Consider the following 22,451-nt stretch of genomic DNA (forward strand, 5'->3'; position numbering starts at 1 on the left):
CAAGGCCGTCGTGGATAAACCGTCAGGTGCTCTGGTCAGAGCGCAAACTCACCGCTGTTAATCTGGCTTTCCGCATCTGCCTGCAAGGCTTCATAACTAGGTGCTTTGTTGGCCAATACCAGAACCGGTTCGGACACCTGATCAAGATGATAGGCTTCCTTCTTCAGCTCAACCTTACGGTATTTAAAGGTACCGGTGATTTCTTCCTGCTCACGAATGCGCAAAAATAACGGAATGGCATAGGCCGGTAGCTTCTCCCGCAGGTGGCGTGTAACAGCGCCCCAGTTAACGTCGTCTGCAGACTTGGTCAGAGTCAGGGCTGCCATACCGGCGCGGCCATCGGTGAAGGGTACTTCCACACCATAAGCGACGGCGTGTTCAATGTCCGGATAGTCCATTAATACCGATTCGACTTCGGTAGTGGCAACGTTTTCGCCTTTCCAGCGGAAGGTATCACCTAAACGATCGGCAAACGCAATATGGCCATACCCCTGATTTAACACCATGTCTCCGGTGTTAAACCAGCAGTCGCCTTTTTTGAATACATCGCGAAACAGTTTTTTATTACTGGCTTCTTCGTCGGTGTAACCTTCAAACGGCTGTTTGTCGTTAACTTCCGTGATTAATAAACCCGTACCGCCTTTTTTGACCGGGTTCATAAAGTTCTTGTTGTTACGTACTGGTGCATCTTCGTCGATATCGTATTCAACAATGTTATAAGGCAGTGGGCAGAAACCGGCCGTTTTATCCAGATTAAATACGTTGGTAAACACCAGATTACATTCACTGGCGCCGTAAAATTCGTTGATGTGTTTAATGCCAAAGCGTTGTTTGAATTCCATCCAGATATCCGGCCGCAAACCGTTACCAATAATTACCCGGATTTTATGATCCTGGTCGTTAGCGGCCGGCTCTTTGTTTAACAGATAACGGCATAATTCACCGATATAACAAAATGCCGTTGCACCGTAATCACGGACTTCATCCCAGAAACGACTGACACTGAATTTACGCGATATCGCAATGCAGGCGCCAGCGCCGAGAACGGCCGCCAGGGAAACGGTCAGGGCGTTGTTGTGATAGAGCGGCAGAGACACGTATAACACGTCGTCTTTTTTCAGCTTCATTGATGCCAGGCCCATACCCGCCATGGATTTATGCCAGCGGTAATGACTCATCACAGAGGCTTTTGGCAGGCCCGTGGTACCGGAGGTAAAAATGTAATAACACGGCTGGTGCATTTTCACCTGCTTGGTGGTATCTGGGTTGTCGGCTGATTGCTGAGCACAAAGTGGTTCAATATCCTGATAATGTGCCGGAGCCTCGCGGTGGCCAGTGTCTCTGATGTAATAAAGCTGGGTCGATAATTCAACCGGCAGCTGCTGTTCTACCGTGGCCATGTTTTCTAACATTTCTTCGCCAACCAGCATCAGTTTTGGCGATACCAGAGTGATGCTGTGCAGCAACACTTCACCACGTTGTGAAGTATTCATCATGCTGGCTATGGCACCCAGCTTTACCGTGGCCAATACTGCAATTAAGGTTTCCGGGCGGTTTTCCAGCAAAATACCAACGGTGTCACCCGTGCCTACACCCTGACTGGCGATTAAATGTGCCAGGCGGTTGGCCTGTTCATTGACTTCGGCGTAGGTATAAGTGATTGACTGATAACGAATGGCAACATGATCCGGCTGGTTTTTAGCGTGCTTTTCCAGCAATAATCCAATGGACTTGTTTTTATGCGGTTTGGTACCTGCCAGAGCGGCCACACCTTTAATGGTGGTTGGCATATCCGGAAGCTGGCGCACTAACTGGCCAACAATATTCCCTAAAGAAACGGTTTTTGCAGCATCAGACATAGCAGGTCCTTTTATTCTTGTTTTGCTTTGTTATTGTGGCGAAGCGATCAATATTTTTAGTATAAAAACCAGTCTGCCACAGGCTTTTGTGAAAACCTATGGCAGAACTGTGTAAAGCCGTTGGCAAGACTGGCAACGGCTGGTTCTTTCAGTTTATTTCAGTTCAGCAGACGATTTATTTAACAGTCGGCGTGCAACAATTAACTGCTGAATCTGTTGAGTGCCCTCAAAAATATCCAGAATCTTTGAATCGCGTGCCCATTTCTCCAGCAACTCATCTTCGCAATAGCCCAGTGTGCCGAGTAATTCGACACAGCCGAGGGTGATTTCATTGGCTACCCGGCCGGCTTTGGCTTTTGCCATCGATGCTTCTTTCGAATTCGGCATGCCGTTGTCTGCCATCCAGGCGGCTTTCAGGGTTAATAACCGCGACGCTTCCCAGTCGGCTTCGTAACGATATAACTTTGCTTCGATCTGGCTGGCATTTTTCACCGGCGTTTTATAATCGGCGTTTACACCCATTTTGCTGAGGATTTCACGTGTGCGGTCAATCGATGCTTTGGCAACGCCTACGGCCATGGCGGCAACCACCGGACGGGTGTTATCGAAGGTTTGCATAACACCGGCAAAACCTTTTTCGACGTTAACTTCCGGTGATCCCAGCAGGTTGGCTGCGGGGACACGACAGTCGCTGAATACAATGGCAGCGGTATCCGATGCCTTAATACCCAGCTTCTTCTCCAGTCGCACCACTTCCATACCGGGAGTGCCTTTTTCCACCACAAACGATTTAATCGCCGCGCGGCCTAACGAACGATCAACACTGGCCCAGACCACCACAGCCTCAGCACGTTCACCGGAGGTAACGTAGATTTTTTCACCGTTAATGATGTAGTCATCACCGTCTTTGACGGCCGTGGTACGCACTGCGGCGGAGTCAGAGCCAAAGCCAGGTTCGGTAATTGCCATTGCTGCCCACTTATGACCAAAGCGAGCCATTTGCTCATCGTTAGCGACAGCGGCAATCGCGGCATTTCCCAATCCCTGGCGCGGTAATGTCAGGGATAAACCGACATCACCCCAGCACAGCTCTTGCAGGCCCAGTACGGTCGACAGGTTGGTGCCGTTCTGGATACCCTCGGATTTTTTTGCGTCCTGTTTTAACTTTCCGGCGCCGGCACCTTCACCCATGCCGGTTTGTGCCACGGCGTCGTTCATGCCATCCATAATGGCGGCGAGCATATCCAGCTCAACCGGGTAGGCGTGTTCGCTGGCATCGTATTTACGGGAAATCGGGCGGAAGACATTTTCTGCAACCTGACGCGCCTGATTCACCAGCGGCTGAAATTTCTTTGGAACTTCTAAATTAATCATTATTTTTATTCCTTATAAATGCATGCCACTGGTATTACAGGCCAGCACTCGTAAATCACGATACCAACGTTCTGCCGGGTGTTCTTTGGTAAAGCCATGGCCACCTAATAATTGCACCGCATCGGTACCAATTTTCATCGCTTTTTCCGCACATAAAGTGTGTGCCAGGAAGGCCTCACGATGGAATGATTTACCTTCTTCCGCTAACGCCGCCGCGCGCCAGGTCAGCAGACGCATTGAATCCAGTTCGATACCAATATCGGCAATTAAAAACGCAACCGATTGGCGGTGACTGATCGGCTCGCCAAAGGCCTCACGCTCATTACAGTAGATAATAACGTAGTCGAGTGCAGCCTGGGCAGCACCAATGGCCAGGGCACACCAGTGTAATTGCCCAAGGTCGATAAATTCCTGGTAGTTAAAACCTTCGGTGCCTAATAATGCATCGGATGCCAGTTCAACATTTTTCAGGGTTAATTGGCCGGTGGTCGCTGCACGTAAACCCATGGCCGGTGCTTTTTTAAAGCTAATGCCGACGCTTTTTCCCGGCACAAGAAATACCGCCGGTTTGCCTTTCAACATGGCTGCAACCAGATATAAATCGGCGTCGCCGGCAAACGGCACCAGGGTTTTCTGACCATTGATCAGATAACCGGTTTTGGTTTTCTTTGCTGTGCAGCTCAGTTTATTTGCATCAAATAACGGGTGCGCTTCCTGTACTGCAATAGCGGCTTTCACCGGTGTTTCTTCTATATAACGTGGCAGGTAGTTTTTCTTTTGTGCCGCTGTGCCCCAGCGAACAATGGCATTGGCGACTGCCGTTGGTGCCAGAGCGGCATAAGCCAGGCTCATATCACCCCAGGCCAGCTCTTCGGCAATAATGGCGCTGGTGGTTGGGCTGTAACTTTGTGCGGCGCCACCTAATGCTTCCGGTACCGAAAAATAGTTCAGGCCAATGTCCATCAGATTGGCGAGAAAGTCTTGTGGCAACGCTTTGTTTTCATCGGCGTCCAGAGCCTGGTCGCGAACAACATCGGTAGCGTAAGCACGCACCGTGTCTTTAATCATTTGTTGTTCTTCACTAAGGCTCAGATCGAACAGGACGTTTTTCTTTTCCGGTGCTGGCAACAACATATTGTTGTCGACTTTTCTCTTTTTGGCGGTGCGTTTTAATACTTCGCCAGCAACCTTAAAACCGGTTTTAGTCGACAGGTAAGCCATCTTTTCTGCGGGCTTACGCAGTTTGTATTTTTCCGCGAACTGGCTGCCAGCAAATTTGCTGGCTAAGCCCAGGCCCAGACCCTGAATATCTTTTGCCATGAAAACACCCTTTTTGTTGTTATGGGTTTTATTGTTTTAGATTTTATTGTGCTGAGATTGCTCGTGTTATCTGTGCCCGGCATAACGCCTTTGAAACCTGCCTGTAGCACCTGAAGCGTCACTCCTTTTTTGAGGAGTGGTATCACAGTGTCGCAAGGCTTGGGGAATGCCTCATTGGCACAAGAGGCATTTTGAAATGGCCTGAACTGCCATTGGGTTATCCAATCGGATCAAGGTGAAAATAACAGCAGGTTGTATCAGGCCTGACCACTGTTTATGCAGGCCTGAATGGACTCGCTGACAGCCTGATACACTGCCAGGCCAATCGCTTCTCCCAATGGTGTGTGTTTTCCGCAGTACTCACTGGCGTGGGTATCTTTTTCTGCGCTGGGGCATATGACGGCATGGCTGTCGGTACCGGTGCCGCTGGCATCACGACCGGTTTCACGGCTCTTCAGTTGAAAGTCGCGCACCGCCGTGGTTTTAGCTTCCGTCAGTAAAATCAGTGCTTCGGCCATCGCTGCCGGTGTTAATGCCGTCGAACTGTGCAGCCAGATATTAATGGTGCCGGGTTCGGGAATGGATTGCTGGCCGGGTTGTTGGCTGACAGTCGCCGGGTCCCCCGGCCGTAACAGATTACTCAGGCCGCAGGTAACCCAGGCCTGAACGGTGTGACTGGCGATCTGTATTTGTTGGTGACGCAACGATTTCATCGATGCGGCAGTCATCATTGCGGTTACTGGCTGGGGTAACTCCAGCTCGCTGGCTTTGGCGGCCAATGTTTGTGCCGGTGGTGCAAACGGCGGTTTGGCATATTGGTCCACCTTCAGGTTCAGCAGAGAGCGGGCCTGGCACAGGCCGCCATTTAATACCGCCGAGCTGAGTATCTGCTGCGGTTGATCGAAACATAGGCTGATGTAATCGGGTCGATTAATACACTTCATGGTTTTTCGCCGGTTGACGGATTCAGGCAAAGCGACAGGGCTGGTATGATAGCGACCATCTTAACGAATTACTGCCCGACTCGGGTATTAAGAAGGATATGTTGCCATGCTGACTCTGTTGTCGCCTGCTAAAACGCTGGATTTTGATACACCACCAACCACCAAAACTGCGACGCAGGCGGATTTCCTCGATCACTCCGCCGCGTTGGTGGATGTGTTAAAGCCTTACTCACCGGACGAAGTTGGCGCGTTAATGAAGCTCAGCCCGGCGTTGTCGGAATTGAACGTGCAACGTTACCACGACTGGGTGCTGCCGTTTACGGCGGATAATGCTAAAGCCGCAGTGCTGGCGTTTAAAGGTGACGTGTATACCGGTTTAGAAGCGGAAACCTTCAGCCAGAAAGAGCTGGAATTCTCGCAGCAGCATCTGCGCATTCTCAGTGGTTTGTACGGTTTGTTACGCCCGTTGGATTTAATCCAGCCATACCGTCTGGAAATGGGTACCAAGCTTGAGAATCCTCGTGGTAAAAACCTGTATGAGTTCTGGGGCACAATTATTACCGATGCGCTGAACGTAGAGCTGGAAAACCACAGCAGCAAAACCATCGTTAACCTTGCCTCCAACGAATATTTTAAGTCGGTTAAACACAAGCAATTAAATGGTGAGTTAATTACGCCGGTGTTTAAAGACGAAAAAAATGGTCAGTATAAAATCATCAGCTTCTATGCGAAAAAAGCGCGAGGCATGATGGCTGCGTACATTATGCAAAACGGCATCGATAAAGCCGAAGATATTAAAGCGTTTGATGTTGCCGGGTATCGCTTCAGTGAAGAAGACTCCAATGCAGATACCTGGGTATTTAAACGTGCAGAAAAGGATATTCCCAATGCATAAATTGATTGCAACGACAGCCGCGCTTCTGTCGTTAACCGGTTGTGTGCTGGCGCCACAAACCATTGAACTGAACGAAAACTATCAGATTACTGCAGGAACAATCAGCCCACAGCGTGATGCTCTGGTTCGTGTGGTTGATCAGCGAGCGCAGCAGGGTGAGATCATTGGTCACCGTGGTGGGCGTCTGCCGGAAAATTCACCGTTATTAGTAAAGCAGGATTTGTCTGGCATTCTCACCAGGCGTTTGCAGGGTTCGTTGGCGCAGTTGGGTTTTGGTGGTTCCAGCCCGCTGGATCCGGTTAAGGTTCAGCTCGACATCAATCAATTTGAATTCAGCTGTAACGAGGGTGTACTGGTCAATCAATGTGGCATGGAAATGAAGCTGCAGTTAACCGTGATCACAGCGACGCAAAAATTCACCAAACCGTATGCGATTAACGAAAGTCGCCGTTTAGCAGCGTCGCCTAACGCTGACTACAACCAGCAATGGGTAAATGAAGTGCTGGATAAACTCTGGAGCTACATGTTCGCCGATGAGCAGTTGCGTTCGGTGCTTGGCGTGCAGCCATAACCATTCCTCACAAGGATTATTCAATAAACAAGGATGTTTTTATGACCCCTTTCGATATGTACGCCACCATGCTGCAACCCTGGCAGCAGATGATCAACTTGTACCGTGCCCCGCTGAGTGGTGACGTCACGCAGGATATTAATCCGGTGACCAGTTGGTTATCCCCGCAGTTTGAATTTAACTTTGCCGGTAATCGCCAGCTGGAAAGTAAAGTGGTGTCACAGGTGGCCAGTTACGGCAAACAATTGGGTGTTGTGACTGACGCACTGGTTGAGCTGGCGCAGGGAGAGCAGGGTGAAGCGCTGAAGAAGTTGCAACAAATGCAGGCTGATATTGAGCAGCTGAAGCAACAACATCAGCAGCAATTGTTGGCTCAGGTAAAGTCGGGCCTGGGAGAGCTGCAACGCAAAGACCCTGAAGCGCTTAAGCAGCTGTTAACTGAATTTCAGCCTTAAAGTTCGACCTCTTTTAATAAAGTCCTAAAGGTTTTTCTTACCCGCGCGTAATTTTTTGCGGTAATTCGCGCGCGCTAATGCCTGCATATCTTCGACCTGATCGGTTTCATCAATAATTTCCCGGCCCAACAGGGTTTCGATTGCATCCTCAAGTGACACCACACCGGCCGTCTGACCAAACTCATCGGTAACCAGGCAGAGGTGTTTACGCTTTTTGATAAATACATCCAATAAACTCTGGACCGACATTTTTTCGGAGACACTGACCATGGGTTTGATCAGCTCGGTTAACGGACTTTGACCTTTACCCTGACGCTCTGCGCGATAGAGGTCGGCTCTTATGACTTTACCGAGAATGGTATCGGTATTTCCCTGATATACCGGAATGCGGGTAAATTGCTGGGTATCCGGATCATCCAGTGCTGCCGAAATAGTCATGTCGGCTGGCAACATATGCACCACACTGCGTGGCGTCAGAATCTGTTCTGTTTTAATTTCACGCAGGCTGAGCAGATTGGATAAATATTCATTTTCCTGCGCAAACAAATTACCGTCTTTATGGCTTAAGGATGCCAGAGCAATAATCTCTTCCCGGGTAATTTCGTTCTCTTTATTGTCACTGAAAAGTTTGGTCAGCCGGGTGGATAACCAGACCAGTGGGTAAACCAGTTTTACCAGCCAGGAAATGATGTAAGCCGCCGGAGTTGCCAATTGTTTCCAGAACGTTGCTCCCAGGGTCTTGGGAATAATCTCAGAGAAGTAGAGGATCGCCAGGGTCAGAGCAACGGCAATGGCGGTTTCCCACTGTTTACCAAATACCTGAATTGCCTGGGCACCCACGCCCGCAGCACCCATGGTATGAGCAAAGGTATTGAGAATAAGAATGCTCGATAACGACTGATCCAGGTTGTCGCGCACCTTAGCAATCTTTTGGCCAGCCCCCGGATTTTCCAATAACAGTTTTTGATTGTAACTGGGTGTGATAGACAGAAGTACCGCTTCGAGAATTGAGCACAGGAATGACACACCAATGGCTATGCTCAGATAAATAATTAACAATGTCATTGATGGTCACCATCCTGGTTGCTTGATAGCAGGTATGGTTTAACAGTAGAGGTTTGGCTGGGCGGCTGCAACTCAGTGGCTGCATCTGCAGGTATTAATGGCCATTGGAACAGAGGTGTTCCAATGGCGCGCTTACTGTGGGAGTCAGGCATCGGCAGTGCTGTACTTTAATGCCGTGAATGATGGTTTACGTTTCAGTTTACGTGCCAGTGTTTTGGCACTGCGGGTTGCTGTTCTGGAAATAGCACTTTCCAGTTTATCTGAAGTGCCTTTAACAACAACGTCTGGTTGATCCGGTAACGTCAGGTGGAACTGACATTCTTTATCAATGCCGCCCTTTGGGCCATTGATGTCACTGAGTTGAATTTTTACTTTCTGAATCCTGTCTTTAAAACGGCTGAACGCAAACTCAACCCGTTTATTTAATAACTGACGCAGTTCGCTGGTTAATTTAACGTTGCGAGATTGAATTTCAATATTCATCGGTATTCCTCCTTAACGTTTCGATATCCAGATTACGCGCAGAACAGTGCGGAGAAAAGTCTGTTTTTACGAGAAATTCGCAAACTTTTGCAAATTTTTTCGACAATTTATGACACTAAAAAGTTATTGATTTATAACCCTGGTTTTAGTGTTGAAAAGGGATGGTAAGGATAAACAGGAGAGGGAAGCCGAGTGTTATAGAGAGTGTTACAGAGATTGCTGTTGAACGCGGGCAATAAAAAGGCGCTGAAAATCAGCGCCTTTTTACATGAGCAACAATGATTATTTGCCGCCTTTCAGAACGTGGTTGATGCGCATCTGAGTTTCCGGAGTTTGCAGTAACTCGGAGAATGCGATCATTTCCGCTTCAACCGCCGCGTTTACGCGCTCGCGGTGACCTTCGGCTTTACCCAGCTTTTTAATCGCACGTAAAGAATCCTGAGAGTTTTTCAGTAATTCCTGTGCAGCCTTCATGGCATGTTCCAATGCACTGCCATCTTCAACAGCGGCATTGATCAGTCCCCATTTCTCCGCTTCAGCAGCTTTGAAGAAACGGCCTGTTAACAGCAGGTCCGCAGCGTTTTTGGCGCCAATGGCTTCTTTCAGCATCACGGAAGATGCACCTTCTGCGGCAACACCAATTTTGGCGAATGGCAGGCTGTAACGGATGCTGTTGCCCGCGTAGGCCAGATCAGCGTGTAACAGCAGGTTGGCGCCAATACCAACAGCAACACCTTCCTGAGCCAGAATCAGTGGCTTTTCCATCGCGGCCAGGGTATCAAAAATACCGGCAACACCTTGCTGAACACCTCGCAGATCGCCGTCTGGCAGCAGATCACGCAGGTCGTTACCGGCGGTGAATTTGCCTTCGGCACCTGTCATCACAATCACTTTTACGTCATTGTTTTGTTCGCTGTCCTGTAATGCGGCAATCACATCTTTGTATGTCTGGACGCGGATCGCGTTCAGTACTTTTGGACGGTTGATGGTGATTAAAGCAATGCCGTTTTCCAGGCTGTATTCGATATCCTGATACATAAGCTGATCTCTTGTTGTCTGCGCTTAGTTTTGATTAGCCGATGATGGCAGAGCATAAGGTAGATTTCAAACAAGTGTTTGAAACTGCTTGTATCCGGAAAAGCAGCAGGCATAAAAAAAGCGCTCAGAAATGAGCGCTTTTAATCGAAGGCAGTGTGGACGAAATTAATTCAGACGCTGGGCAACCGCAGCATTCTGTTTCGGGTTGCTCATCTGAATATAGTCGAGCAGGATCTGACCGGCTTCCACCAGTACTGCATCCTCTTCTTCGTCGTCCTTTTCTTCTTCCGCGTCGCTGTTTGCCTTGTCTTCGCTAGCGGCTTCATCCTTGCCATTGGATGTGCTGGCTTGTTTGTTGTCAGCTTTATCGGTGGATTTTTTATCATCCCCGGATTGCTTGTTATCTTCTTCCTCGTCGTCTTCAAGGCTATCCAGCAGTTCCAGCCCTTTGGCTTTACGGCGGGTATTTTCCAGTGCCAGGCGACGATCGTCGTTGGCTTCACGTTCTTCCTGACGGACTTTTTCGTTCAGAGAAACCTGAGTTTTATCACGCAGCTCGGTAATTAATGCCTTTTGTGCCCGCATAAACTGGAAGTCCGGGTTGTCGGCAATACGCTGTTGGTGCTTATGACGCAATGACGGTACCAGGCGATTTACTTCACCACTTTTCTGATGCTCAGCCGGGCGGATAGTGTCCCAGGCCAGTGCTTCGTCGAGAGCGCTTTCACCGATTTTGTCTTTATCAAACAGTGACGGGAACAGGATGTCCGGAATCACCCCCTGGTGCTGAGTACTGTCGCCGGAAACGCGGTAGAACTTAGCCTGGGTAATTTTTAACTGGCCGTGGTGTAAGCGACGCAGGGATTGCACCGTACCTTTACCAAAGGTCTGGCCACCAACAACGATGCCACGACCATAATCCTGAATGGCGCCAGCAAAAATCTCAGATGCGGATGCACTTAAGCGATTCACCAGAACGGTGATAGGGCCGTCGTATAATACGCCCGGGTCCTGATCTTTCAGCACTTCAACATGACCACGAATACTGCGAACCTGAACCACCGGGCCGGTAGGAATAAATAAGCCGGTCAGATGAATGGCTTCTTCCAGAGAGCCGCCACCGTTGTTACGCAGGTCGATAATCAGACCTTCAACACCTTCCAGTTTTAATTCCTGAATCAGTTTGGCGACATCACGTGTGGTAGAGCGATAATCCGGCTTGTTTTCCATACGGCCCTGGAAGTCGATATAGAAAGTCGGAATATCAATCACGCCAACTTTGCGTATGGTTGGATTGGCCGGGTCGCCATCCTGTAATTCAATAATATCTTTCTGAGCCGACTGTTCTTCCAGTTTTACTTCATCACGGACAATGGAAATGACTTTGCTTTCACTGCCGTTGCCACTGGATGGTAGGATTTCCAGTCGTACTGTGGTGCCTTTGGTGCCGCGAATTAAATCCACCACTTCATCCAGACGCCAGCCAATAACATCAACAATTTCGCCATCGGCATTCTGGCCGACACCAACAATTTTATCCGCAGGTTCCAGATTTCCTGCTTTATCAGCCGGGCCTGCCGGAACCAGACGCACCACTTTGGTGTGTTCGTCTTCGGTTTGTAATACCGCACCAATGCCCTGTAATGACAGGCTCATATTGATATTAAAGTTTTCGGTATTACGTGGGGAAAAATACTGTGTGTGTGGATCGAATGAACGGGTGACTGCGTTCATAAAGGTTTGATAAGCGTCTTCCGGTTTGGATTGGTGTACCCGGTTCAGCTGATTCTGATAACGCTTGGTCAGCAGTTCAATAATGTTGTCTTTTTCTTTGCCGGCCAGCTTTAAATTCAGCATGGAGTTTTTAAGACGCTTGCGCCATAACTCGTTGAGTTCTGACTGGCTGGTTGCCCATTGAGCTTCTTCCCGATCAAGCTCCAGCGATTCGTCCTGATCAAATTTGTAATCTTTGGCGTTGGCTTTTAATTCCGTCAGTAAAAACGATAAACGCTCGGAAACGCGTTGCTGAAAACGGTTAAAAATCAAAAAGCCCGGGCTCATATCACTGCGGGCGAGGGCATCGTCCAGTTCTTTACGGTATTTTTCGAATTCCTGCACATCGCTGGCGAGAAAATAACTGCGGGTGCTGTCGATGTCTTCAAGCAGAATATCCAGAACCTTGGATGACATTTTGTCGTCCAGACGCTGATGCGCGTAATGGTTGCGCAACAGGTTCTGCATGATTTGCTGGCTGGTCAGGGAATGATTGCGACTCGGTTCGAGATCCTGGAACGGCGTTCCGGGTTCGATGGTTTCAATGGTGGCTGATGCACTCAGTGACAAAAGACTTGTCAGTAAAAAGGCTGATGCTTTGCTGGTAAAAGTAAAACGCATAGTTGTCGCCATAATTCCTTATTGTTGTTTGTGCTGACACCTGAGCACGGGTATCATGCCGCCCCTTGATGCTACGGTATCTCGACAGGGCTGTCATCTTTGCTTCATGTTACTGTCAGGCCTTTTACAAAGCCTTACACATCGTATTGACTTAGGTCCTGCAGACAAATCACCGAATAAAGATAGAGTAGCCCAGCTTTGACCGGCATCAGAAAGATTAATTCAAATAGCGGAGTAGCTTGTGGCGCGAGTTAAACTCGATTTACCGGATTGTTTCAGCTTCAGTACAGAGCTGGATGTTCGGGTGTCAGATATCAATTATGGAAATCATGTCGGTAATGACCGGATGGTGTCTTTGTTACACGAGGCACGTCTGCGCTTTATGCGTGAGCATGATTTCGGCGAGTTTAATATTGCCGGTTTGGGAATCATGGTAACGGACGTCGTGGTTTCCTTTATGGCGGAATCCTTTGTTGGCGAACATCTGACGATCCGTGTGGGTCTGCACGATTTCAACAAATACGGTTGTGATGTGGCTTATCAGGTTGAGAATCACGCCGAAGACAAAATTGTCGCTAAAGCAAAAACCGGTATTGTTTTCTTTGATTACGACGAACGTAAGATCGCCCGTATTCCGAAGATCTTCCTGGAGCGTTGTGCACCGGAGCAGCTGGATTTGTTAGAGCAGGTCAGTGAAGCTGAATAACTGACAATGAATATAAATAAACCCGCCCGTTGAAAAACGCTGGCGGGTTTTTTTATGGTTGCGATTAATCGCTGAAGTAATTGGTAATAAAGTCCAGAAATGCCCGGCTCTTATTCGCCAGATAGCGGTTTTGCGGGAACACCACCTTGATGGTTCTTACCGGAATATCCACTTCGGTAAACAGCTGCACCAGTTCACCGTTTTCCAGATGACGTTCGGCAATGTAGGTCGGCAGGGCGGTAATGCCCATACCTTTCAGGCAGGCCTCATAAACCAGGTCGATATCGTTCACGGTTAACTTACGCTCGATGTTCTGCAGGGTAAAACCGTGATCTTTCTCGAACTGGCGTAACCAGTTAATACGTGCGTATTCGGCATTCGCCACCACCAGAATGCGGTGGTTATTAATGTCTTCGAAGCTCTGAGGTGTTCCCCAGCGTTTCAGGTATTCCGGCGACGCACACACGGCAATCTTCTGCTCTGCCACAGGTTTGGCGATTAAGCGTGAATCTTCCAGCGTGCCGATCCGTAAAGCGAAGTCATAACCTTCTTTAACAATATCCAGCGGGCGGTCAGAGATATGCAGCTCAAAGCTGATATCCGGATACTGCTCGGAGAAGTCATTGAAGATACGCGCCAGTTCGCGGCGGCCGAAGTTCGACATAGCGGTAATCCGCAGTCGGCCTCGTGGCGTCACATCAAAGTCGGTGACCAGCTTTTCAGCTTCGGTAATGGACTCAAGAATGTTTTCACAATGCTGATAAAACATCTGACCCGCTTCCGTCGGGCTGACCGAGCGGGTGGTACGGTTCAGCAAGCGAACCCCCAGGCGTTCTTCCAGGCCGCTGATCTGCTTACTGACGGCAGATGGGGTTACACCCAGTGAATCGGCCGCCGAAGTAAAGTTGCGCGAACGCACGACGGAGACGAAGGTTTGCAGGGAATCGATACGAGACATGATTATTGACTCATTCAAATAAAAGTTGTGATTAGCCCTACTATATTGTATTTCCAGGAAACAATGACGTTGTTTTTTGTTAATTACCGACTTATGTCTAACAATTCAGTATTAATTTAAAGGCAACAATCGCGCGAAATTGCCGCTATTTTCGCAGGTTAATAAAGCCCGAACTGATGATCAGCGCCGCGCCAACCCAGGTACTCCATAGCGGAATTTCATCCCAGAACAGCCAACCCATTAACGCGCCGTAGACCACTGCGCTGTAGGCATAGACACCAACACTGCCGGTTGGTGCAATCTTATAGGCTTTGGTCAGTGCCAGCTGGCCAAAGGTGGCAACCGCGCCAAGCAGTAATAGCAATCCCCAGTAGGATGGCGGCACCGGATTCCAATTCGCCAGTGCCGCGGGGAAGGACACCGTGGCGGCAATCACACCAAAATAAAACACAATTCGTTGGCTGGGCTCCTGGGTCACCGACAACTTGCGGATGGTGACCTTGGCCAGAGCGGCGAGAAAGGCGCCTAACAAGCCCACCAGGGCAACATAGGTGAAGGCTTCATCACCGCCGGGGCGCAGGATAAACGCAACTCCGGTAAAACCCACAAGCAGGGCGAGCAGACTGTTCTTACCGGACTTTTCCGACAACCATACCCAGGCGATTAAAGGCATAAACAGCGGACTGGAGAGTTTCACCAGAAACGCTTCGGTCAGCGGCATATTGCCAATCGCCCAGAAGTAGCAATACATCGCGGTTACGCCGACCAGACCACGCATCAGGTGCCAGTGCCAGACGCTGGTTTTTAATAGTGATGGTCCCTGGCGCAGAATCATCGGAATCAGAATGATCAGCCCGGCCAGATTGCGGAAAAAAACGATTTGCTCAGTCGACAGTTCATCCGATACGTATTTGATCAGCGCGCCCATAATGGCCAGTAAGGCTTCACCACCAATCAGAAACAAAGCACCGGTGCGTATAGCATCGCGGCGGGACATTGCCTGGGCGTTGATGATGGAATGGCTGGCTGGGTTGGCGGACACAGAGGACTCCGGATGATTTACCTCTTGAATACGGCCGTTGGGTCTTTAAATTCACTAAAGCGGGACTATATAAGAGGTAGGTAAAGAATAAAGAGCCGGGATTATAAAACATCCAGGGCCCGATTAAATCTGTGTCGGCCGTGTTTGTGGAATGGAATACTTTCAATAGCAGCAACACAAAATGCAGGAGCAATTTTGCACAACCTAGCTGCCCGAAGGGAGAAGCACAGGGATGTGCTGAATGATCCTGTTGCTGCTTTTAACGCCTCACAATTCATCAATTTTTCTTCATGGATTAAAAAAAATAAAGTTTTCATAAAAAGACTTGAAATAAATTAATCAAGCCGCAGATACGTATCAGAGATTGAGATAACGATTGAGTCGATCGATAAGAGGAGTGTGTGAATTATGCGTATGGATCGTTTGACTACCAGTTTACAGAATGCCCTGGCCGAGAGTCAGAGCCTGGCGTTGGGCCAGGACCACAATCAGATTGATACGGTACACGTGCTGCTGGCGCTGCTGGAGCAAACCAACAGCTCAATTAAAGACGTGATTCGTCGCGCCGGCGTTAATGTATCGGAACTGGAACGTGCGCTGCGCGCGGTATTAACCGACCAGCCAACCGTCAGCTCGCCGGATGGTAATGTGCAGCTGGCACAGGAGTTGGGTCGGTTATTAAACCTGGCCGATAAAGATGCGCAGAAACGCGGTGATCAGTTTGTTTCCAGTGAAATTTTCTTGTTGGTTGCGCTGCAGGACAAAGGTGCGGCGGGTAAAGCGCTGGCTGATGTTGGCCTGAAAGCTGACGCTCTGGAAAACGCGATTAAAGACATGCGTGGCGGCGAAGCGGTAAACGATGCCAATGCTGAAGATAACCGCCAGTCGCTGGATAAATATTGCATTGATCTGACCGAACGAGCCGAGCAGGGCAAACTCGACCCGGTGATTGGCCGGGATGATGAGATCCGTCGTACCGTGCAGGTTCTGCAGCGTCGTACCAAAAATAACCCGGTGCTCATTGGACAGCCGGGGGTGGGTAAAACCGCCGTGGTTGAAGGTCTGGCGCAGCGCATTATTAACGGCGAAGTCCCGGAAAACCTGAAAGACAAACGTATTCTGTCGCTCGATATGGGGGCGCTGGTTGCCGGTGCTAAATATCGGGGCGAATTCGAAGAACGCTTAAAAGCGGTATTAAAAGACGTGGCGAAACACGATGGTCGTATCATCCTGTTTGTCGACGAATTACATACCATGGTGGGCGCCGGAAAAGGCGACGGTGCCATGGACGCGGGCAATATGCTGAAGCCTGCGCTGGCCCGGGGCGAATTACACTGTGTTGGCGCCACCACGCTGGATGAGTATCGCGAATACATCGAAAAAGATGCCGCATTGGAGCGTCGTTTCCAGAAGGTGCTGGTGGATGAGCCATCGGAAGAAGACACAGTGGCGATTCTGCGTGGCTTAAAAGAGCGTTACGAAGTTCACCACGGTGTGCAGATTACCGACAGCGCCATTATTGCTGCGTCTAAGCTGTCGCAACGTTATATCACCGATCGTCAGCTGCCGGATAAAGCCATTGATCTGATTGATGAAGCGGCGTCTGTGATTCGTATGGAAATCGATTCCAAACCGCAGGAAATGGATAAGCTGGAGCGTCGTTTAATTCAGTTAAAAATTGAACGCGAGGCGCTGAAGAAAGAAAAAGACGACGCCGCACGTAAGCGTTTATCCGGCCTCAATGAAGAAATTAACAAAGCCGGCAGTGCTTATGTTGAATTAGAGGAAGTCTGGAAAAAAGAAAAAGCCTTGCTTGAAGGTGCGTCGAAATCGAAAGAGTTGCTGGAGCAGGCCAAGCTGGATCTGGAAGCCGCACGACGCAGCGGAGATTTACAGAAAATGTCGGAATTGCAGTACGGCACCATTCCTGAGCTGGAGAAACAACTGGCGTCGGCCAACGAAGCTGAAGCCGCTGGCGCGCAGGAATTCAGCCTGTTGCGTAATAAAGTGACGGAAGATGAAATTGCCGAAGTTGTGTCGAAATGGACCGGCGTACCGGTAACCAAAATGCTCGAAGGCGAACGCGATAAGCTGTTACGTATGGAGCAGGAATTACACGATTCCGTTGTTGGTCAGCAGCAGGCAATTGCTGCGGTATCCAATGCCGTGCGTCGTTCCCGTGCGGGTTTAAGTGATCCGAATCGTCCGAATGGTTCGTTCCTGTTCCTCGGGCCAACCGGTGTTGGTAAAACCGAGTTGTGTAAGGCGCTGGCCACTTTCCTGTTCGACAGCAAAGACGCCATGGTGCGTATTGATATGTCGGAATACATGGAGAAACATTCGGTGGCACGCTTGATTGGTGCACCTCCGGGCTACGTTGGTTACGAAGAGGGCGGTTATTTAACCGAGGCCGTACGTCGTAAACCCTACTCCGTGATCCTGTTGGATGAGGTGGAAAAAGCCCATCCGGATGTCTTTAACATCCTGCTGCAGGTGTTGGATGACGGTCAGCTGACTGACGGTCAGGGTCGCAAAGTCGACTTTAAAAACACCGTATTGGTGATGACCTCTAACCTGGGGTCGGATGTGATTCAGACCCTGGCGGGTGCGTCAGTCGAAGAGGGTAACGAATCCAGCTACGAAGAGATGCGCGAAGCCGTGATGGGTATTGTTGGTACTCACTTCCGTCCGGAGTTTATTAACCGGATCGACGAAGCGGTGGTGTTCCATCCGCTGCAGAAAGAGCAGATACGTGGCATTGCAGAGATTCAGCTGCAGCTGTTGCATCAGCGTTTGCGCGAGCGTGATTTGTCGCTGAAATTAACCGATGCGGCCATCAGTAAATTAGTGGATGTGGGTTATGACCCGGTATTTGGCGCCCGACCACTGAAGCGCGCGATTCAGCAATGGATCGAAAACCCGCTGGCTCAGGATATTCTTGGCGGCAAGTTTGTTGCCGGACAAACCATCAAAGCCGACGTTGAAGGTGACAAGCTGGTGTTTCGTAGCTGAAACATCAGCGCTGAACTAACACAGCTGAACCAATACCATTAAAACAAGCCAGACGTGTCACGAAAAAGCCCTGATGTGAAAACATCAGGGCTTTTTTGCTTTGGGTATTCCAGATTTTGTGTTCAAGGTTTAGCAGTTAGCGGCTATACCGTCTCTGCCAGGTGTTTAAACGCTTCTGCCTGACGAACAATATCCGGCACCACAATCACTTTACGGGCAACGATATCCATCCAGGCAAATAACACACTGACCCGTGCCGCAAGTTCGCCGTTTTCTTTGTAGATATTGTTCACCAGAGTTACGGTTTTATCGGAACCGGTTGGTTCTCCGGCTTCCACGCAGATGGACAGCACCTCATTCATATGAACTTCACGGAAATATTCCGTGCTTTCTTTAAATAATACCGGGCCCACATTGTGCTCGCTGAGCCACTCCGGGCCGATGCCAATCTCGGTTAAATAACCAATCCGGGCGTGAGCGGCCATGTCGGCATAGGCGCTGTGACGCATGTGATTATTCGCATCACAATCTGCCCAGCGAACTTCAAACTGTTTGGTATAGAGAGCCTGATTCATAAACCGTCTTCTTGATAACTGAGTGGTTGCCATTGTCAGGGGAAATAATGGATAAGTGAAATTCATAATTGGTATTATCATCATGACTTTGAATCATGATGGTGGGTATCCGATGGATTTACGTTTGTTGCGGCAGTTTGATCTGAACTCGCTGGTGGTGCTCAAGGTGTTGCTGGATGAACGCCATGTGACCCGGGCGGCACAACAGCTGAATCTGACTCAGTCGGCGGTCAGCCGCAGTCTGGCTCGTCTGCGCCAGGCATTTGATGATCCGCTGCTGGTCAGTGTTGGTAAGCAATTAACGCTGACTCCGGCTGCCACCGAGCTGGTTGGACCCTTAAATGATTTATTACGCCAGGCTGAGGCCTTGTTACAGCCACAAACCTTTGACCCCCACAGTTTTCAGGGCAGCGTTCGTCTGGCGACGTCCGATTATGGCACTCATTCCTTGTTACCCAGACTGATCCCGATGCTGGCCAATGCGGCTCCGGGGGTTCAGTTAACGGCACTGGAATGGCCAAAAGACACACTCAGCGATCTGGAACAGAATAAGGTTGATCTGATTATTGGTGGCGGCCATGTTTCCGGCGGCGAGATCTACCAGCGGGTATTGGTGCGTGAACCTTTATACGCATTGGTGCGCAAGGGTCATCCGTTTGCCGCAGGTATCAACCTGGAACAATATCTGTCGCTGAAGCACATTATTATCAGCTCAACCGGGCATGGCTTAACCAAGGTTGATCGCTTGTTAAAAGAGCAGGGGTTACAGCGGGAAGTGGCGGTGCGGGTTTCTCACTTCTTTGCCGCACTTGGCATTATCGCCAATACCGATCACATTATTCTGGTGCCGCAGCACTTTATAAAACGTTACGTGAACCGGGATGACTTTGTGGTGTTACCACCACCGTTTGAAGTGCCGGATATGGCAGTGATTATGTTCTGGCATGCACGTCTGCATAAAGATCCGTTCCATCAGTGGTTTCGTCAGTTTATCGTTGATGAGCTCTACGCAAAACGCGGTCGCCATAACCAGTCGCCGCTGATCACTGCCAGCTGAACACAAAAAAGCCCGGATAAGCCCGGGCTGTTTTATATGGGAGTTGCCGTGTTGTGGTCGTAGTGCTGAGGATTGCAGTAGTGGAGCTGCCTCAGCTGGCAACAGCAACCTCTTCACGGGCGCCGGAACGATAGTTACGGCGATAAGAAGCCGGTGTTTCTCCGGTCCACTGTTTAAAGGCTCGTTCAAAACCACGACGATCGGAGAAGCCAAGATCCAGCGCCAGTTGCTGAACATCGGTGTGATCGTTCTGCAAAGCCTGTTTCGCCTTCTCCAGTCGCACTTCTTTAACCAGAGACGAAAACTGGCAGTCTTCTTCCTGTAAGCGACGAGTCAGGGTGCGACTGCTGGTATTTAATAATTCGGCAACCGCGCCTTTGGTGATTGGTACGGATTCCGGCCACTGATGCAATACATGCATCACTTTCTGGCTGAAAGCCTGCAATCGACTGAAGCGGGAAATCGCTTGTTCTGCCTGACTGCGCAGGGCGTTAAACAATACCGGGTTGGCATAAGCCAGTGGTGCATCCAGATGTTTACCGCAGGTATTGATCCAGTTTTGTGGCTGGTTAAATTCAACCTTCACACCAAAAAACTCGTCTAACTGATCGCGATAAGACGGAGGAGGGCAGCGGAAACCAATGCCCTGCAATTTGTAATAATTACCGCCAATGGCCTTACCAACACTGTGAATGCCAGCGGCAATAAATTCAGCTCGCGCCTGATTACCAAAGGTGCTGCCGTCGGTGACGTAAAACACAACTTTGACCGACTCCTGGCCGATATAGAAATCCGGTGAGCGTGAGTCACTGATTAATGAATAGTAGCGACGCAGGATCGCCAGCGCTTCGCGGCCGGTCTGGCAACTACTTACCAGAAAACCTAATAAATAGAAGCTGGGTAATTCCAGGCGTTGTCCGGCACTCAGGCCGATGGCTGGTTCGTCTAATAGTCGGCTACATTGCTCCAGCATCCGATCAAAGTTATGGATCGAGATACGCTGATTGGAACCGGTAACGGCGTTGGCATCCAGGCCTGCAGAAGTCAGCAATTCACTGCTGGAAAAGCCTTTACTTTCCAATAGTCGGAACAAAGGCTGGAGTGCCGCCGTTGTCATTGTATTGGGTGTATTTTGACTCATATTAATATGATGCTTTTGTCATTATTGTTATTCTTTAGTGGTTGGAAATAAGCTACCACCAGATGTCGTATTAGGCCAGTCGGGTAAAGGCATTTTTATTAGATTTTTCTGAAATACCGTAATTGTGTAATAAGTTAATTGCGGGAACTACTTACCGTCCTGAAAAAAACTTGGTTTTTCAAAAAGTTAGTGTTGACACGGGGGTAGGTTATCCGTAACATGCGCAGCCTCTGACGCGGGGTGGAGCAGCCTGGTAGCTCGTCGGGCTCATAACCCGAAGGTCGTCGGTTCGAATCCGGCCCCCGCAACCAATTTCAAATTGCCCTAGAAAGGTAACTTGAAAGAAGTTATAAGTTCAGAGAGACAACGTCGGGTAGTTTGCTCACTACCACTGTTAAGATGAGCTGTTCAGCTAACAGTATCGACTACAAAATTGACGCGGGGTGGAGCAGCCTGGTAGCTCGTCGGGCTCATAACCCGAAGGTCGTCGGTTCGAATCCGGCCCCCGCAACCAATTTTCAAATCAACCAGCCGCGAGCTGGTTTTTTTATGCCTGAAATAAACTAACGGCTATAGACATTACTGATCAGCTCACGCAGCCAGCGATTGGCTTGATCCTGATCGGCGCTGTTATGCCAGTATAAGCTCCAGTCCAATTCTGCCAGTTCAAACGGCAATTCCAGAATCTTCAGATCATTTTCCAGTGCCAGGTGGTAGGGCATGGTCAGCACCATATCGCACTGAGCGATCAGTTTGGGTGCTACCTGGAAGTGTGGCACCCGTAATTTGATGTTGCGGCGTTTGCCCAGGCGCTGCAATGCGTAATCTTCATAGCTGGCGCCACTGCGGCGATTCGACACCTGAATATGATCCAGCTGCAGGTATTGCTCCAGGCTGATGCTGTCGCCAATTTGTGGGTGGTCATGACGCACCACACAGACATAACGCTCCTTAACCAGTGGTGTCATACACACCTGAGGCCCGGAAACCAGCGGTACATCCAATGCCAGATCAACGGTGCCGGCGGTCAGTTCGCGTTCAAGATCGTGGCGGCTGACGTAATAACACTCAAGCTTAATGCCCGGCGCCTGTTGTTTCAGGGTATCCAGTAATTCCGGTAATAAGCGGCTTTGGCTCATGTCATTCATGCTGATACGGAAGGTCTTACGGCTGCTTTGGGGGTCAAAGGTGGCGCCTTCCGCGACGCTGTTTTCCAGCAGGGTCAGCGCCTGTTGTACCCGTTCAATGATGTTTTCAGCCAGTGGTGTTGGCCGCATACCGCCCGGGGCGCGGACAAACAGCGGGTCATTCAGTGACTCACGCAGCCGCGCTAAAGCATTACTGACCGCTGGCTGCGACATAAACAACACCTCGGATGCCCGGGTGAGGTTGCGTTGTTGGTAGATGGCATCAAATACCACAAATAAGTTCAGGTCGACGTTGTGCAGCGACATCAGTGTTATTACCCGGCGTAATCATCATTCATAAATCAAATAATAATACATTCAGATAATAAATTTATAGAATGAGTCGTTTTTTCTTATGCTGACTGCATCATTAAT

Annotated in this window: 19 protein-coding genes and 2 tRNA genes; 8 read left to right on the top strand and 13 right to left on the bottom strand. The window is 49.5% G+C overall.

Annotation, left to right across the window (positions count from 1 at the left end; translation table 11 throughout):
* Positions 1-35: 35 nt before the first annotated feature.
* The 4 genes from ACOQOZ_RS21380 to ACOQOZ_RS21395 all read right to left on the bottom strand — a co-directional run bounded on the left by ACOQOZ_RS21380 (position 36) and on the right by ACOQOZ_RS21395 (position 5,497).
* Entirely contained in the window at positions 36-1,859 is a 1,824-nt protein-coding gene (locus ACOQOZ_RS21380) for a long-chain-acyl-CoA synthetase (protein ID WP_420590182.1), read from the bottom strand.
* A 153-nt stretch (positions 1,860-2,012) separates the two neighbouring features.
* A complete protein-coding gene (locus ACOQOZ_RS21385; protein WP_420590183.1) occupies positions 2,013-3,233 on the bottom strand; it encodes an acyl-CoA dehydrogenase family protein in 1,221 nt (406 codons plus the stop codon).
* A gap of 12 nt (positions 3,234-3,245) precedes the next feature.
* Entirely contained in the window at positions 3,246-4,553 is a 1,308-nt protein-coding gene (locus ACOQOZ_RS21390) for an acyl-CoA dehydrogenase family protein (protein ID WP_420590184.1), read from the bottom strand.
* A gap of 257 nt (positions 4,554-4,810) precedes the next feature.
* Complete coding sequence (locus ACOQOZ_RS21395) at positions 4,811-5,497, bottom strand: adenosylcobinamide amidohydrolase (protein WP_420590185.1); 687 nt, start codon at positions 5,495-5,497, stop codon at positions 4,811-4,813.
* Positions 5,498-5,603: 106 nt separating this feature from the next.
* Here ACOQOZ_RS21395 and yaaA point away from each other — a divergent pair, with 106 nt between their 5' ends.
* From yaaA to ACOQOZ_RS21410, 3 genes are read left to right on the top strand one after another with little or no spacing between them, the layout of a single operon-like run.
* Positions 5,604-6,392, top strand: a complete 789-nt coding sequence (yaaA, locus tag ACOQOZ_RS21400) for a peroxide stress protein YaaA (RefSeq protein WP_420590186.1) — start codon at positions 5,604-5,606, stop codon at positions 6,390-6,392.
* On the top strand, positions 6,385-6,963 hold the full coding sequence (locus ACOQOZ_RS21405; RefSeq protein WP_420590187.1) for a YajG family lipoprotein: 579 nt from the start codon (positions 6,385-6,387) through the stop codon (positions 6,961-6,963). The genes yaaA and ACOQOZ_RS21405 overlap by 8 nt, the downstream gene beginning before the upstream one ends.
* Positions 6,964-7,004: 41 nt before the next feature.
* Positions 7,005-7,418, top strand: coding sequence for a hypothetical protein (locus tag ACOQOZ_RS21410; RefSeq protein ID WP_420590188.1), 414 nt, complete (start codon positions 7,005-7,007; stop codon positions 7,416-7,418).
* A 24-nt stretch (positions 7,419-7,442) separates the two neighbouring features.
* On the opposite strand, the gene ACOQOZ_RS21415 is transcribed toward ACOQOZ_RS21410, so the two are convergent.
* The 4 genes from ACOQOZ_RS21415 to ACOQOZ_RS21430 all read right to left on the bottom strand — a co-directional run bounded on the left by ACOQOZ_RS21415 (position 7,443) and on the right by ACOQOZ_RS21430 (position 12,398).
* Positions 7,443-8,483 carry a CNNM domain-containing protein gene (locus ACOQOZ_RS21415; protein ID WP_420590189.1) on the bottom strand — a complete coding sequence of 347 codons (1,041 nt, stop codon included), beginning with the start codon at positions 8,481-8,483 and terminating at the stop codon, positions 7,443-7,445.
* Between the two features lie 144 nt (positions 8,484-8,627).
* On the bottom strand, positions 8,628-8,966 hold the full coding sequence (locus ACOQOZ_RS21420; RefSeq protein ID WP_420590190.1) for an HPF/RaiA family ribosome-associated protein: 339 nt from the start codon (positions 8,964-8,966) through the stop codon (positions 8,628-8,630).
* Between the two features lie 282 nt (positions 8,967-9,248).
* The gene (locus ACOQOZ_RS21425) at positions 9,249-10,004 is read right to left on the bottom strand and encodes an enoyl-CoA hydratase/isomerase family protein (RefSeq protein ID WP_420590191.1); all 756 of its coding nucleotides are present in this window, start codon (positions 10,002-10,004) and stop codon (positions 9,249-9,251) included.
* 165 nt (positions 10,005-10,169) lie between these two features.
* Positions 10,170-12,398 (bottom strand): carboxy terminal-processing peptidase, encoded by a 2,229-nt coding sequence (locus ACOQOZ_RS21430; RefSeq protein WP_420590192.1) that lies wholly within the window; start codon positions 12,396-12,398, stop codon positions 10,170-10,172.
* A gap of 241 nt (positions 12,399-12,639) precedes the next feature.
* Between ACOQOZ_RS21430 and ACOQOZ_RS21435 the strand changes: the two genes are divergently transcribed.
* Entirely contained in the window at positions 12,640-13,104 is a 465-nt protein-coding gene (locus ACOQOZ_RS21435; RefSeq protein ID WP_420590193.1) for an acyl-CoA thioesterase, read from the top strand.
* Between the two features lie 64 nt (positions 13,105-13,168).
* Here ACOQOZ_RS21435 and ACOQOZ_RS21440 read toward each other — a convergent pair whose 3' ends face one another.
* Both ACOQOZ_RS21440 and ACOQOZ_RS21445 read right to left on the bottom strand, forming a co-directional pair.
* The gene (locus tag ACOQOZ_RS21440; RefSeq protein WP_420590194.1) at positions 13,169-14,062 is read right to left on the bottom strand and encodes a LysR family transcriptional regulator; all 894 of its coding nucleotides are present in this window, start codon (positions 14,060-14,062) and stop codon (positions 13,169-13,171) included.
* Between the two features lie 145 nt (positions 14,063-14,207).
* Positions 14,208-15,104, bottom strand: a complete 897-nt coding sequence (locus tag ACOQOZ_RS21445) for a DMT family transporter (protein ID WP_420590195.1) — start codon at positions 15,102-15,104, stop codon at positions 14,208-14,210.
* Between the two features lie 408 nt (positions 15,105-15,512).
* Between ACOQOZ_RS21445 and clpB the strand changes: the two genes are divergently transcribed.
* Positions 15,513-18,116 carry an ATP-dependent chaperone ClpB gene (gene clpB / locus ACOQOZ_RS21450; protein WP_420590196.1) on the top strand — a complete coding sequence of 868 codons (2,604 nt, stop codon included), beginning with the start codon at positions 15,513-15,515 and terminating at the stop codon, positions 18,114-18,116.
* Positions 18,117-18,259: 143 nt separating this feature from the next.
* Here the strand turns inward: clpB and ACOQOZ_RS21455 are convergent, their stop codons facing one another.
* Entirely contained in the window at positions 18,260-18,691 is a 432-nt protein-coding gene (locus ACOQOZ_RS21455) for an acyl-CoA thioesterase (RefSeq protein ID WP_420590197.1), read from the bottom strand.
* Between the two features lie 82 nt (positions 18,692-18,773).
* On the opposite strand from ACOQOZ_RS21455, the gene ACOQOZ_RS21460 reads away from it, so the two are divergent.
* Positions 18,774-19,748: a LysR family transcriptional regulator gene (locus tag ACOQOZ_RS21460; RefSeq protein ID WP_420590198.1), complete on the top strand. Its 975-nt coding sequence runs from the start codon at positions 18,774-18,776 to the stop codon at positions 19,746-19,748.
* Between the two features lie 91 nt (positions 19,749-19,839).
* On the opposite strand, the gene ACOQOZ_RS21465 is transcribed toward ACOQOZ_RS21460, so the two are convergent.
* Entirely contained in the window at positions 19,840-20,889 is a 1,050-nt protein-coding gene (locus ACOQOZ_RS21465) for an AraC family transcriptional regulator (RefSeq protein WP_420590199.1), read from the bottom strand.
* Positions 20,890-21,123: 234 nt separating this feature from the next.
* Here ACOQOZ_RS21465 and ACOQOZ_RS21470 point away from each other — a divergent pair.
* Positions 21,124-21,200: transfer RNA gene (locus tag ACOQOZ_RS21470), tRNA-Met, on the top strand.
* A gap of 126 nt (positions 21,201-21,326) precedes the next feature.
* Positions 21,327-21,403, top strand: a tRNA-Met gene (locus ACOQOZ_RS21475).
* Positions 21,404-21,452: 49 nt separating this feature from the next.
* Here ACOQOZ_RS21475 and ACOQOZ_RS21480 read toward each other — a convergent pair.
* Positions 21,453-22,343 carry a LysR family transcriptional regulator gene (locus ACOQOZ_RS21480; protein ID WP_420590200.1) on the bottom strand — a complete coding sequence of 297 codons (891 nt, stop codon included), beginning with the start codon at positions 22,341-22,343 and terminating at the stop codon, positions 21,453-21,455.
* Positions 22,344-22,451: the final 108 nt, after the last annotated feature.

It is taken from the genome of Bacterioplanoides sp. (assembly GCF_965219715.1).
Taxonomy (GTDB): domain Bacteria; phylum Pseudomonadota; class Gammaproteobacteria; order Pseudomonadales; family Oceanobacteraceae; genus Bacterioplanoides.